Origin of the sequence: Enterobacter cloacae complex sp. 2021EL-01169 (genome assembly GCF_020733125.1) — a bacterium.
GTDB classification, from domain to species: domain Bacteria; phylum Pseudomonadota; class Gammaproteobacteria; order Enterobacterales; family Enterobacteriaceae; genus Enterobacter; species Enterobacter roggenkampii.
Genome location: NZ_JAJFTC010000017.1, coordinates 47,840 through 62,099, shown reverse-complemented (window position 1 = coordinate 62,099; position 14,260 = coordinate 47,840). Strand labels below are relative to the sequence as shown.

Here is a 14,260-nt window from a genome sequence, read left to right as displayed (position 1 = left end):
TATGGCCCTGGTACGAGCGCTGAACAAAATGACGAAAGCAGGTATGCCTGAAAGCGTGCGTATTGCCTGAAAACACAACCCGCTACGGGGGAGACTTACCCGAAATCTGATTTATTCAACAAAGCCCAGGTGCATCCAAAATTTCAAAAGAAAAGTCCATTTCCTCTGTGGTGCCAGTGCTAGAAAAAGTATCGGATGAAAATCAAACCGCCTCCATAAGCATAAAATCTAAAGCTAAGGCAAACAAGCGACTAGCGACTTTGGCAAGATAGGTGAGAGACAGTACAATCGACTTCTGAGTTCAACTTGTCTTACCAGGAAAGCCAGCATACTTGCTGGCCTTTTTTTTGTTATAATAAACTCAGGCTTCAGCTGAATCTGTAAAATTACTGTTAATGAAACGGTATTTTAGGTTAATTTGGATGCTGTTACAGGAAGTGCGGATTTTTCCTAAATTTGTAAAAAACCTAAGAATTATCTTAATAAATCTGGTACTTAATTATTATTTTACGTAAAAAGTCTTTGTGGTTTAATGGTTATGTAAGGATTTTTTGATACCCTTATACCCGATGGACCTAAGGTCACTGACAACGATGTTCATGTAGAATCTTCGTTTCTGTAATCCCTTTTGTCCTTGTCCCAAATGATTGATTATTATAATAAAGGCTGATCGAATGCTATCTCGCAACTCACTAATACATGGTTTACGCCGAGACCAGTTAATCGGAGTTCTGACTATTTCAGAGTTTCCGGTAGTTATGGTAGAAAGCCACTTCATTCAGTCTGAGGTTATGGGAATAAAACCCGTAATTTTTAATATTGATGAGCTTCTTGTTTCTATATCCCCAATTTCCTCTCTTAAGTTCGATTGGGAGTGGGCCCCAGTTGATACAATACTCATTGAAGTTATCATTCCACCTGTAGAGTCAGACCTTGTAAGTGCAGAAAATGACTTCCTCCGTGATTCTGGTATTGGCCATATCCAGTGCGAGCCTGGCGGAGCATCAATACGACGTACAGTTACCTTCGTTGGTGGAATAACCGCTGATAACTTACTGTATCAGTTGAGGCTTATGTGCGTAAGCGCGTTAAAACATTTAGGAGAGGAACTGGGGGATGAAGTCTAAGATTAGATATGTTTTATCTGGTTTTGTTGTGTTATGTGCATTTGCTGGAGTTTATAAAATCCTAAACAATGTTCCGGTTAAACCTGACCTTTTGGACTTCACTGGAAACACATTTAAAAAGACATCACTCTTCCTGCCATGTGATAAAAGCTCGCCTTCTTTAAACATTAAAATTGCTGATAACGAGAAAATCGTGATCAACGGCATCGCTTCAAAAGTAACTTTTGTTGAAAAGGCTGACCCCGTCAAAAGCCCTGGTTTTTGTGATGATCTTGATCTAAACAATTCTCGCCTTGTACATACGGCATCTTACAGCCTGGTGATTTCTGAAACCAAAACAGGATTTACACTATCAAATTTCAAGCATCTTGCCGATGATGAATCATTAGGCGGTATGTGGTTTTATCAAAAGTGACTTTTTATATGGCAACTTCAGACTTCGCTCTTAAAAACCATAATGTTAAAGCATTTGGTCAGGATGCAGCCCTTGTCATTGAGATGAACAATGAAGATGTTAGCTCATCAAAACCTTCACCTTTTTCAAATGAGATTGATAATTATTATCTTACATTGCACGTCGCTCCAAGGAACGCAAAAAAAGATTATGACTGGGGCTCAAACCGTTCTGTACTTCTAAAATTGTCGACGAATGAAGTTATGCAGATGGCATCTGTATTTCTTAGAATCATGCATACTTTAAAGATTGATAAGAGGAAAACCTCACATCATGGCCACGTCGTATACAAAAATATAAGCGTTACCCCAAACGAGAGGGGCGGTTTGTTGTTATCCGCAGGGATAGTTCCAGTCGATAAAGATGGCTTAAAACCCTTCATGCACATGGTCCCCGTCTCACAAATGGATTGCGTTAAAATTGGCCTCTACATACTTGGATATCTTGCTCAAAAAACGCCCTGGGTAAGCTCCGAGTCTATAATTACCGCGCTTCGCTTATCTGAAGCCAAGAATTCAAAATAGCGCATTAACATACGGAATATACGGAAAAATACAGGTTTTTTTAAATGTTATACGAACGGATATTTCTGTTTTTCATCGTAAAGTGAGTTTAATTTTGCTCAGAAAAACAGGTATTCGTCATGAGAAAATCAGGTTTAGGTTTAGCCCTGTTGTTTTCTTTAATTGCTCCGATTAAAGCGGTCTATGCTGAAGCGATTATGATTTCAGGAAAGCTACAGGCTGATTTGCCAGCCGTATCCTTTGACCCGGGGCCGGGCGACTTTGTTGCATACGTTAATTCTAACACTATCACTGCCTCAGGTGCAGGCACAGCCTGTAATGTAACGGTTGATGATCGAGCGACTTCCTCTGTTGATAACCTCGTTTGTTTTTTTGAGTGGTTACCCAATACCTTGGGATTAACTTCTAACGGCTTCACTCTTTCAGGCGTTCCCAACACCACCGGTGATTTAAAACTACCTTACAAGATTTCTTACTTCTCTGGTTCTGAACGGAAAAAAGTTGAAATAGTAAAAGGTGAATATTCAATCAAAAGTGTGGCACCGGTAAAACCAACTATCACCGGTCTTAAATCATCCCTGAACGGATTAGTCTATGACGGCTTTTCTTTCAAATCGTATTTAAAGGATGAAGCGATCAAAGATATCGCTGTTTCTGTTGAACCCCGCAATTATATTCAATACATCTCAATAGGTTCAGGCTCCGCCTGTGAAGTACCTATTGGCGGAACTTCCTGTACCATTGAAGTTGGAAGCATTAAGGCCAGTGATACAGATGAACTTTTGGGTTCACGTGATATCACAATTACAGCAAACTCTAAGAATAATTATTTCGCACCTCCTGAATCCAAAAAGCTTGTTGTTAACTGGGATTATCGGCCTCCTGTAGTAGACCATACACTTTGGAATTTTACCGATGAGGCTAAAACAATCAAAGTAGGTGGCCAGGACATCTATACCGGAGCCAAAACCGTTGCTGTGGCCGTTAAGGTACCCCAGCAAGAAACAGAAGGTGAATGGTGGCTCCCAACAGCTATGTCGCTCACTATGACTCCGGATGGCGTGTTTAAGCCGACGACTAAAGTGACTTTAGATGATGGCACTGAGATTGATTTCAAACAGTCCTGGGCAACCCCTTTACGTAGAACTTTACAGCCGGTAAGTGGACCTCAAAAAGTCGGTGATGAGTACCTCTATATCTTTGACTTAACGGATCTTATAAACGGGTCCTACGCAGCGACTTTTACAGTAGAAAATACGAGCAAAAACTCTTCTACGTACACTGAGCCTGAAAGCAAACTGATGCTGTCTGATAACCCAACGCTTATGGTTCTCAAAGATGGGCAGGTATTAACTAAACGAGCACCCGTATACTTCCTGAACGAGATTATCGTTGCAGCTTTCCAGGGGCAGGCTGGGGTTGCTGACATAAAATCAGTAACAATAGACAACAAAGTAGTTTCGTTAACACCTACAAATTATAAAGGTATTTACTACCTGCCGGTTGGAGACGATTTAGCAGTTAATTCGGATCACGAGATTACTGTGGTGGCTGAAAACCTTTATGGAAAAAACGTAAATTTCAGTACCGTGTTCACTTATCAACCTACTGGATTCACTCTTAAGAATCTGGAAAAAAACGTAACTCTTTACTCGCGCGTACGTCAGTATACGGACCTGCTTAGTCAAACAGCTGGTGATAAATGCACTCTGTTTACCACAGAGGAAAATGCGAATGCTTACCTCGCCTGGTATGGGGAAAAATCAGATGTTACAGCATGCTACCCTCAGTGGAACAATGTCCCTGATGGGTTGGAGTTCTATTTTAAAGGACGTACCCCGGGTCTAACTGGATTCTTTAATAAAACAGGTGAGAATCTGCTCGACTATCAAGTCTATATGATTAACGGGAAGGGCTCTAAAGCGGTTTCCGCAAGGAATCGCCGTACTCTGACCACACAATTACCATACAACCCGATCATCTCTTACAAAAAGAATAAAGTCATAGCAGGCATCAATCCGAACACTGCTCTGGCTTATACGACCGGGGGGGAGGCCGCTCGAATATTAGCGAAGGTGGTACCAGCTGACGTTACGATGATCGTCTCTCAAAACGGCTCTGAGGCTGTCAAAACGTCATTTAAAAATCGTTCCTCAAACAACGATGCAACGACCTTTGTACAAAGGGTCAAGGTTGCTGCTGCACCATTGTGGACAAAGAACGTCTTTGACATAGCTGTAGAATACTCAAAGGATCCAGAATTAAGAACTACAGACACCCTCAACGTATATACGGTGCCTGATTTCAATATTCGAGCATCGATGGAAGTGGATGACAAAAAAACAGCCACATCTCTTGAAGTGCCCTTAAAGGTAACAGTGGGGCGTTATAACAACTCCACACGTAAAAGTGCATTTGACCGTAAAACAATGGGAGAATGGGACGTCACGATATACTCTCAAAAAAGTGTATACGGCAAAGATCCAGAAACAGGCCGTTATAAAACTACATACGAAAGAACTGCGCTGACTGAAGCATTGCCGGTCAATGATGCGGGCATTGTCGAAACCAAGATTAAAATTGAAAATATGGATCTGGGTAATATGCGTCTGGTTGGTGTGGCTAAGGTCAGATCGCCATTCTCTGATTTTGAAATGAAACGTGAGACCAGTGCTGTAGGCATTCGAATCTATAAAGGTGAGGAACTGGAGGGTAACCTGTCGAAAAGCCTTATTATCGGAAGGATCCCACTTAGTACTCTGGTAAGCTTCAAATCTGCCAGTACGGCTAACTCTGATGCACTCGCCCCCACCGAATGGCAGCAGTCCTCTGATAATGGTCAAACCTGGACCATGCTTTCCGACATGACCGGAAAGAGAAGTGTAAGTATCAAAAAGACAGAAGTAGGAAAGTGGCTTTATAGGGCAAAAATGACTAATAAATTCACATCCAAGATTTCCTACACAGATGCCTTAACGGTAGTTACCTACAAGCAGCCTAAGCTCAGTATAGATGTTACAGACATTCTTCAGGGCTCAGATATACCTGTAACCCTGCTTGATAACGATGAACCTATACCAGCAGGCACCGCTGAGGTTCTCTGGTCAGAGGATAAAGTCAACTGGGTGCAGGGAGATACAACTTACACTGTGGCTTCAGCTGATACCCTACCGTCTACGATTTATGCCCGGATGCGTTACCTTGATTCCGATGAACTGGCAGAGGAGTCTTCATGGAAGGAAACGTCTGCTCGGTTGGCAGCCGCAAAACCCAAGCGCCTTTCTGTCTCGGTAACGGGGGTTTCAAAGGTAGAGGTTGGTCAAAAAGTTACTTTGGAAGGTAAGTTCACGAACCCTAACAGTAAGTACCAGAATGGTAATAACGTAGTTGAAGAATGGAAAACACCGGATGGCCAGACATTTAAGGGCTCTTCACTGTCTGTTACCCTTACTGAGCAAATGTTGGATAAACAGGGATATGCTGCTTTTGAATACAGTGCATGGTTAGCGGACAATAAGGAGAATACGGTTTCTACCCGTAGAGTTTCTGTCAAATCGTGGGTTTATAAATTTCCCGAGATGAAAATAAGCTCCAAACTTAAATACGACATGGCACCGACCACCCTACGCGTTGCGTTGAGCGGTATTAAGGATGGAGACTATCCTGGTGTTACTTATTCCCGTGAATGGATCTACGACAAAGAGAATCTGGTAATCACTAAAGATGAAGGTGACACCAAAGAATTTACAATTGAAAATCCTGGCAAATATACATTGATGGTTGTTTTCAAAGATAACCGAAACAATGAACAGCGTATCGAAAATACCTTTGTTGTCGATGAACAAACGCCAATGAACGTTGAGATGACACCCAAGTTCTCTAACAAATATATGAGAGCTCCACTCGATGTAACCTTAAGGTCAAACATCAAGCTATCTCATTCGGCGGACTCGATAGATACGGTCACATACAAGGTGAACGGTGAAGTAATACCCAGCGGCAAAAATTATTGGGCTCAACTGATCTCGGGTTTAAAAGAAAAGAAATACGAGATTACAATTGATGTTGTTAGTAAACTTGGACAGAGAGGTTCAGCATCTGTTGAGTTTGATGTCGTTAAAAACGCAGTGCCTAATTGTACATTGAGCTACACGGAAACCAACCTAAGCTGGAGCTTTACCAATAAATGTGATGATACTGATGGAAAAATGGTTAGATATGAATGGTTCATCAACGGCGAATTAAGGAACGTTTTCGGTAGTACGGCTACACTTTCTAAAAACCTTAACCGTGGTAAGCAGGACATAAAAGTAATTGCTTATGATGATAGTGGAGACTTTGCAACACAGCACGTGACAGTTTTCGGACCGGCTGAAGAGGCAAGTAAGTCTGAAAACACTGTATCAATACCAAGCAGTGAGTAGTTAATTTTTAAATATAAAGCCGGGACATTATGTCCCGGCTTTTTTATACCCAATAATTGGACCTTTGAAAAATTAATGTCGGAAAGTAACTTTGCTCCAAAGGCATCTTTCATGGCCGCTAACAAAGCTGCGTATACATGCTGAGGAATTAACATTCTTATAGGTGAATATTAGGTTAGTTTGCAGACTTCCGAGCGTTGAAAAACATGGATAATAGTTACTTGGATAGAGGTGCATCTGCCTAGTAAAAATATTCTTCAGTGCCAGTGAGAAAAATATGAGCGACTACATACCTAAAAAGAGAGGGCTGCTTATACTGGATTGGTATGTCCCCCTTAATATTTTATTGCTGATTCTCGTTATGTGTGTCTTTTTCACCCGTTATACATTTGGATACGGTTTATTGAATGGGTGCCTGCCTGCTGATTTTTATATGATTGATCATTCGGATAAAAGTATTAAAACTGGTGAACTCATAGCATTTAACATGCCGAAATCGGTACGTTTTATCCCAGAAAATGAACGAGTCATAAAAATTGTTGCCGGTGTGGGCGGTGACAAACTTAAAGTAACAATGGATGGGGTTTATAACGGGGACAAATTTTTTGAAGCTAATGCACGTCGTATTTCGAAGAAATACAATATTCCGTCCATTTTGATTGAAAAAGAATTGATAATTCCTGAAGGCGAAGTTTTCCTAATTGGGCAAACCGATCACTCATGGGATTCCCGTTTTTGGGGAACAGTAAAGCTGAATTCAGTAATTGGGAAAACATATGCGATCTTTTAATGTAAATAAAAAATATTTACCAATACTTCCTGGACTTGCGTTATGTGCAGTTTTAAGTAATACAAATGCAAGCACTGAGTATCAACATGATGCTGACCTAATCGCTCAGCAAGCAAAAGGGCTTGGGGCACAGGCTAAAGGTGCACAGCAGCCAGATGGGGCTCTTAGCCTTGATGCTACGCTAAAATCACCAGATGTGCAGAAGTACATAGCGCAAGCTGAAGCACTCCAAAAAAACCAGGACCTGAGCAAGCAAATAAACCGTGGTTACGTCCCCGGTATGAATGCGGATAGTGTTCAAGCAGTTATAGACCATACCCAGGCTATCAGGGCCCAAAGTAATAACTCTGAAGCTGTCAACGATATAATTAGAAGACGTGATGAAATTCAAGAAAACGCCAGCCTTAATGAAGCGGCTCTGAAAGCTGTGGAAAATAAGCCGGAAGTCATGCGAGGACAATCTAAAAATATCGAAAAATTGTTTGGTTCCTCGGGCATCACAGCTGCTGACTTCGAAAGAAAAATGGATAGCACACGTGAAGAAGCACTATCAACTGAAAATGGAATAACGATCTTTGCTTCATTTAGCTTGCCGGATTATGTACTGGAAGACCTTCTACGTACGGCCTCAGAGCATAAAGCTCGTGTAGTTTTCAATGGTCTAAAGAAAGGAACTACTCGGCTACCAGAGACACAGGCAGCAATAAACCAAATGATTGTCAAAGGAAAATTTGAATCTCCTTTGATTACAATTGATCCTGATAGCTTCAGTCAGTATCAAGTAACTCAAGTACCGACAATTATTTCTAGGGAGCAAGCTCGTTTTGCAAAAATGGTAGGCTCCTTCAACGTTGAGTTTTTTCAGCGAGAACTTGCTAAAAAACCCGATCAGGATATTTTCCCGGTTGCTGGTACCACTTATCCCGTTGAAGAAAAGAGCATCATTAAAGAACTGGAAGAACGTGCACAAAAATATGACTGGGAAGGTGCAAAAAAAAGGGCCGTTTCTGACACATGGAAAAATCAATGGATGGTCGACCTCCCTCCTGCCCAGGAACACAAAGAATTTTTAATTGACCCTACAGTGAGGGTCACTCAGGACGTAAAAGATAAGCAGGGCCGTGTAATAGCTTCCGCCGGTGAGTTGATTAATCCACTTTCGAGATTTCCTCAAAACCTGACGATGATAATTTTCGATCCACTCAATCCGGGCCAGCTGGTATGGGCTGAGCAGCAGTATCGACAACGTCTGGGTAGTGGAAAAGTAATGCCAATGTTTACCCGTATCCAAAAAGATAATGGATGGGATCACCTAAATGATTTACGTGAAAAATTTAACGGTAAGGTGTTTAAAGTTAACGAACAGATCATCTCACGCTTTCAGATTAAAAACACACCTGCGCTTATAACTACTGACCAAGATAAATTCCGGATCACCCTGTTTAGCGAGGCAGAAGTCCGTGGTATCGGAGCCCCAAATCTTTCAGAGGAAAAATAAGATGAAACTCGGATTTATTATAGGCGCTCTCTTTGCAACATGGCTGACGCTAAATTATCCGGACCAGATGAGAAGTTATTTTACCAAAGCCGTCGACTATATCGAAAGTGTTGCAACATTTATTACATCCAAGTGAGCATGATGGTGAAAAAATTCAAAAAGTTACTTTTAGAGTTCATTGTAGCAGTTATGCTTTCGCTTTCTATACCGGGTATGGCTATGGCAGCAGATGCTGGAGTCCCTGGGGCTATGTGTCAGTCAGCTGGAGTGTGGCAGGGCTTGATTAAGAATATCTGTTGGAGCTGCATTTTTCCCATGAGGATAATGGGCATAGGGGCAGCTCCAGAAGGCGCTGCTCCTTCACGTCCGGGTTGCTACTGCACAGATCAGAACGGCGTACCGGAAATAGGTTGGCAATTGAGCTTCTTTCAGCCGGTGAAGATTGTTGAAGTTGTAAAGAGCCCCTGGTGCAGCCCCTTTCTTGAAGGCACGATGCTTCAAAAATCGCAGTTTGATATTGGTAAAAGCAACACAAATCAGCCAATGACAGCAACTGAAGCCGGATTTTACGATGTTCATCTTTGGGAGTTCCCAATCATGACAATGCTCAAATTACTGATTATTGGCGAGTGCACTGCTGAACCCTATATAGATGCCAGCCTGACCTATATAAGCGAAGTGGACCCTATGTGGGAAAGTGATCTGCTTACACTCGTCCTGAATCCAGAGGCAGTAGTTTTTGCAAACCCAATTGCCTCAATGGTGTGCGCTGCTGACTGTGTAGCAGTAACAGCAGGAAAGGATAATCTCGCTGCATACTTTTGTGCCGGATGCGATGGCAACCTTTATCCATTAACCGGCCACATTTACGCAAATGATGACGCTGTAAGGACGAGTTCACTGATAACCCAGCGTCTTCTGACTAAACTACATCGCCAGGGAATGCTGATGCGAACGATGGGAGCAGACGCAATGTGTGAGAAAACGTGGGAATACTTTACACCTCGTTCCCAGTATCGGCTTTCAATGCTTTTCCCAACTCCTGAGGCGAAAGGGCCGGATTGCTGTCATCGTCTTGGTGATTCGGTACATGACTGGTCAACCCTTAAAGGTGGGCGCAAAAAAATAGGCAATGATAATTATGTCTATATGTTGTGGCGTTACAATGACTGTTGCGTCAGATATATACCAGGCGCTTGATTTCTAAGGGTAAAAATAATGAAACTTAGAAAAACGATAGCTTCAACTATTATTGCATCAATGATTGCCAATACTATGAGTTGGGCTTTTTATATCTCTCTCATAAATATGGTAATGACTCCTCGTATTTATGCGGCAGACGCTATATTTGACCAGCTCGAAAGTAACTTTAATCTTGCTAATCCTAACGCAAATCGCAATGCGACAACCAGTGCTCAGGACATTGTTGAGAAGTACAAGAATGCGGATTCAGGCGAGAATGTCAGTGGGAAGATCACCGAGAAATACGTGGGTAAAGCCGAATCCGCTAATCTTAATCTCGGAAAGTATGGGGCAGGGAACTCAAATGAAAGTGTCATGAAAAATGCCGCATCCGATGGAAAGTCCATTGGTAGCGCCGTACAACTGCCGAGTATGTCTGGAGGGACAATCAATTCAAACTATACCAAGGAAGGGGCAAAGCTGCTCTCTCGGGATGCTAATGGCAACATTGGTATAAGCAGTAATCCCAATACTACTCCTGGAACCAAAACAAATACCGGAGAGATTTTCAGCTCAGAGCAAAAGCACAGCGATATTAAGTTCAATGCCGCAGATCGTTATGGGGATGAGGATGGCTTTGTAAACGATATAAAGAATCGGAAAAGCCAGTTATTTGATGCTCAAAGTTATGATGGCGTTGCCTACCGCACCCTCGTAAATGCTAACAAGGACAACCCGGCATCATCTATAAAGCCTAACGATCCCATGTTTACTGCGGGGAGAAATGAGATAACAAATGCTGTTGCTGGTACTGGAAACTGGCTTCAGAACTGTAATGTTGAGACCTCTAAAAAAACAGTAACCACACACTATCCTGATTACAAAGAGTTCTACTGTAACTCGCCTAAGCAAGATAACTTCAGCAGCTGCACGATAACCCGTGATTTTTCAGTCCCTGTTTACATTTCAGGCGGAAACGGAGACATGTCGATGTGCGGCGATAATTGTGTGCGTATATGGTTTGGTCGCCGTGATGACAACTACTGGAGTGACGGGGTATATGATAACGAACTGACATTAAAATTCCATCCGGATGCAAAATTGGCCTCAGCAAAGATTGTTAACGCGGAGTGGGATGACCACATGCGGGTAACACTTGATGGCACGCAGATTTTTGCTCACATAGATGGTGCATATCGAGAAAGTGACTATCCGGCTCCTAAGGGATCTTGGGAGTTAAAAAAATCGTGGAAACTCGACAAGGTTTACGATGTGACTGATAAGGTCAGAAAATCGGTGTATGAGGAGCCTGATCGAGAAGTGACAATGGCATCCAGAGTATGGGTTGGTGGGAAGGGTGAAGGGTATTTTGAGGTTGAGCTGACTTTTGAAAATATGAAGCTCGAAGATAAGCACGTCCAGGAACCAGCTGGTTGTTACGATGCTGTACAAGCTCCGAATACATTCTGCCGTTTCGATCGGTTTAAAGATATGGATGTTGGCACAAAACGGCTTCCGGAAAGCGTGCTTTCATTGGCAAAGCCTCTGTATGAAGGTGATAAAGGATTTCTTACCTGGAAGACAAACCTTGAAGGCTACTTTTGTGATCCATTGGCCAAAGACAAAATTTGCTCTTATGACGCTAGTGGAAAAATTATGAAAGACGCTAATGGAAAGGACCTCTGTTACAACTATGAAGAAATAAAGAGTATGCCTGATGCATGTAGTGCTTATAAAAATGATGCAGCATGTGTACTCGATAAACAAACATGTGCAGAGGGTTGGTTCGATGAGGGCACTAACAGTTGCTACATGTATGAACAGAAATACACCTGTGACAGAGGGAAGGATGTAGTTCGGGAGGTTGAATCTTCTACAAATGCCTGTGTTGGCATGATCCCATGTTCAGGTGGAACATGCGAAACTGGGCCAAAGGAAGAGAACAACGATTTTGGAAAAGTTGCGGCTTATTCAAACATGGTTCAGTACATGCAGGGCGAAGCCAAATGCGAAGACCCTAACGATGCCAATTCATGTTCCGTCTTTGAAGGAAAACCTGAATGGTGTGGTCGTTCAGTAGGCTTTGTAAATGGCCTGGCAAAGACGGACTGCTGCGAAGCACCACAGGGAACCGCAGGAGCACTTGAAGGTATCATGCTTGCCGGATCTATGATCAGAAACACAAACTGGACCAGAGTTAATGCTCAGCTAATAAAATGGACCGGCGGTGATACAGGTACATGGGCTTCTATGTCTAATGCGGTCGGAGAGTGGACTGCATCAGCTGGTAAAACAGTAGGGCAAATGTGGAACAACGTCACGAGCTCCTTAACGAGCGTATATGAAAACGTCGCTGGTAATCTAAGCAGGGCAGTTGGGTCTTCCGCAACTTCTGGAGGGGCAGGAGGTGCTGGCCAGTTGGCACAGGAAACAATGTCCAGCTTCGGTATAGGTCAGCTTAAGCAGATGGCAATGAAGAAAGCCTACGAATTGCTACCAGATACAGTTCGTGACTTTGTCTTTAAGAACGTTGCTACTACCGGAGGAGAGGTTGTCTTCTCGGCTGCGGTTCAAAACTTTATGCTTGCATTAAACGTGATCGGTTGGATTTATACAGCCTATCAGGTCACTAAAATGCTTTTAGAAATGTTGGTAGCATGCGACCAGAAAGAGATGGAAGCTTCTATTCATAAGAATCAAAAATCCTGTTTTACATTAGATACGGAACGATGCGTCAAATATCTGAATGTTGGTTTCACAAAGAAATGCGTTAAAAAAGCAACAGACATGTGCTGTTATAATTCCATGTTGTCACGCGTTATTATGCAACAAGCTTATCCGCAATTAGGAATAGACCCTGTCGCCTCTAATTGCGTGGGGCTATCAATAAAGCAAATACAGCAACTGGATTTCGATAAAATTGATCTGACGGAGTGGATTAATGATGCAGTTCAGGTAGGAGAAGTTCCTGATCAATATTCAAAATTCTCCGAAGAATCAATTGTGGAAAACTTACCATTCCAGAATGAGAACTATCAACTTCCATCAGAACGTACCAAGGAAGCAATGGGCGGTGAAGAAAATATGATAAAGGCCAGACAAGAAAATGCTCAGGCTATAAAAGAGGAAAATGTAGATTGTAGCTATTTACCTCGACCGGCCATATGTGAGGTAGGTTCAACTACGCTGGATCCGGTTACGGGCAAGCAGTTGCCGAAATATTGAAGAAGGGGCCGTTAGGCCCCTTTTTTAATTACTTGGCTTTCAATGTTTTTTCTGGGAAGCCTTTTTTACCGTATTCACCGGTAAAGAGGTAATAATCTTTTCCGTTGATGGAGGCTGCAACACCCCCTGGAGTTGTTGTATTTGGGCTATCAGAACGGAAAATGATACCCGAAAAATCAGCGCTTGTTTCGTTTCCTTTAAATGGGATGAACACATAACGAATTACAGCGTAATCACCAGCGGGAAGGTTTAGCTCAGGAATTTCGGTTCCTGTTGCGGGGCGAATCGCCTGAAAGCTGTACATTGAATCTGTAGGGAAAACATCAGCATCAGGCTTAGAGGGCAGATCACAGGTACTCCATTTATTGACGACTGCCATATCAATTTTACATGTGGCCAGAGCTGCTTTCTGTTTTTCAGGGTTGTATCCAAATGAGGCCTGAGTTGCTTTTGTATGCTCAAAAACATACTTAGCTCCCTCACGTACCAAACTTTCATCATTGTAAGGCAATTTTTTTGGATTGGGGACGAACACTAGGTATTGATTGACCTGGATGTATTCGGCGTCAGAAGAACTGTACAAAGAGCTGAGGCTCATGATCCCAAAACCTTTTAGACCGCCTGTTACGTAGCCCATCGAACTATTGATGAGATACTTAGAAAGAAAGTTGTCGGCATCCCCTCCAGGAGTAACCTCTTGCTCCTTAAAATTAACGTCGAAACCAGCAAACGAATAGGCATTCTTGGCGACAGAATCATTTGCATTAGCATGCCAGTACTGGCCGTGACTGTACGCATTCAGAGCGGTGCCTGGCGTAGTGCCGGTGTCACCGGCACAACCCGATAGGGAAAAACCAATGACGACAGAAGAGACCAGAGATACTAAACGTAAAAGTTTCATTTAAAGCCCTTTTTGTAATGTCTTTTGGAGATGGAACCATTATTCCATAGTCACGCGTTTCACAAACAACCTGATTGCATAAAAAAGGAAAAAAAGTGATTTCCAGTAGAACCAGCAGTACACAAGAAAAGCGCT

The 14,260-nt window shown here is 42.5% G+C and carries 10 protein-coding genes; 9 read left to right on the top strand and 1 reads right to left on the bottom strand.

Features of this window, described 5'->3' with window-relative positions; genetic code table 11:
- The 9 genes from LLF79_RS23910 to trhN all read left to right on the top strand — a co-directional run.
- The coding region (locus LLF79_RS23910; RefSeq protein ID WP_223349232.1) for a hypothetical protein at positions 1-70 on the top strand (70 nt) is incomplete at its 5' end.
- 604 nt (positions 71-674) lie between these two features.
- Positions 675-1,127: a H transfer determinant A gene (gene hdtA / locus LLF79_RS23905; protein ID WP_058688212.1), complete on the top strand. Its 453-nt coding sequence runs from the start codon at positions 675-677 to the stop codon at positions 1,125-1,127.
- On the top strand, positions 1,117-1,542 hold the full coding sequence (locus LLF79_RS23900; RefSeq protein WP_000836981.1) for a hypothetical protein: 426 nt from the start codon (positions 1,117-1,119) through the stop codon (positions 1,540-1,542). The genes hdtA and LLF79_RS23900 overlap by 11 nt, the downstream gene beginning before the upstream one ends.
- Before the next feature lie 8 nt (positions 1,543-1,550).
- The gene (locus LLF79_RS23895; protein WP_000235773.1) at positions 1,551-2,105 is read left to right on the top strand and encodes a plasmid transfer protein; all 555 of its coding nucleotides are present in this window, start codon (positions 1,551-1,553) and stop codon (positions 2,103-2,105) included.
- A 119-nt stretch (positions 2,106-2,224) separates the two neighbouring features.
- Entirely contained in the window at positions 2,225-6,529 is a 4,305-nt protein-coding gene (gene rsp, locus LLF79_RS23890) for an IncHI-type conjugal transfer protein RSP (protein ID WP_001232109.1), read from the top strand.
- A 277-nt stretch (positions 6,530-6,806) separates the two neighbouring features.
- Positions 6,807-7,319 carry an IncHI-type conjugal transfer protein TrhF gene (gene trhF / locus LLF79_RS23885; protein ID WP_001286760.1) on the top strand — a complete coding sequence of 171 codons (513 nt, stop codon included), beginning with the start codon at positions 6,807-6,809 and terminating at the stop codon, positions 7,317-7,319.
- A complete protein-coding gene (locus LLF79_RS23880; RefSeq protein ID WP_001256132.1) occupies positions 7,306-8,817 on the top strand; it encodes a TrbC family F-type conjugative pilus assembly protein in 1,512 nt (503 codons plus the stop codon). Before trhF ends, LLF79_RS23880 begins: the two co-directional genes overlap by 14 nt.
- Positions 8,818-8,961: 144 nt before the next feature.
- Positions 8,962-10,017, top strand: coding sequence for an IncHI-type conjugal transfer protein TrhU (gene trhU / locus LLF79_RS23875; protein ID WP_181231580.1), 1,056 nt, complete (start codon positions 8,962-8,964; stop codon positions 10,015-10,017).
- 18 nt (positions 10,018-10,035) lie between these two features.
- On the top strand, positions 10,036-13,224 hold the full coding sequence (trhN, locus tag LLF79_RS23870; protein ID WP_000776701.1) for an IncHI-type conjugal transfer protein TrhN: 3,189 nt from the start codon (positions 10,036-10,038) through the stop codon (positions 13,222-13,224).
- A 28-nt stretch (positions 13,225-13,252) separates the two neighbouring features.
- Here the strand turns inward: trhN and LLF79_RS23865 are convergent, their stop codons facing one another.
- Positions 13,253-14,125 carry a hypothetical protein gene (locus tag LLF79_RS23865; RefSeq protein WP_000771834.1) on the bottom strand — a complete coding sequence of 291 codons (873 nt, stop codon included), beginning with the start codon at positions 14,123-14,125 and terminating at the stop codon, positions 13,253-13,255.
- Positions 14,126-14,260: the final 135 nt, after the last annotated feature.

What these genes read in the sequence shown, in the direction of transcription:
- LLF79_RS23895 (WP_000235773.1), top strand. Translation starts at nt 1,551, where the DNA reads ATGGCAACTTCAGACTTCGCTCTTAAAAACCATAATGTTAAAGCATTT.
- LLF79_RS23865 (WP_000771834.1), bottom strand. Translation starts at nt 14,125, where the DNA reads ATGAAACTTTTACGTTTAGTATCTCTGGTCTCTTCTGTCGTCATTGGT.
- LLF79_RS23900 (WP_000836981.1), top strand. Translation starts at nt 1,117, where the DNA reads ATGAAGTCTAAGATTAGATATGTTTTATCTGGTTTTGTTGTGTTATGT.
- hdtA (WP_058688212.1), top strand. Translation starts at nt 675, where the DNA reads ATGCTATCTCGCAACTCACTAATACATGGTTTACGCCGAGACCAGTTA.
- rsp (WP_001232109.1), top strand. Translation starts at nt 2,225, where the DNA reads ATGAGAAAATCAGGTTTAGGTTTAGCCCTGTTGTTTTCTTTAATTGCT.
- trhN (WP_000776701.1), top strand. Translation starts at nt 10,036, where the DNA reads ATGAAACTTAGAAAAACGATAGCTTCAACTATTATTGCATCAATGATT.
- trhF (WP_001286760.1), top strand. Translation starts at nt 6,807, where the DNA reads ATGAGCGACTACATACCTAAAAAGAGAGGGCTGCTTATACTGGATTGG.
- LLF79_RS23880 (WP_001256132.1), top strand. Translation starts at nt 7,306, where the DNA reads ATGCGATCTTTTAATGTAAATAAAAAATATTTACCAATACTTCCTGGA.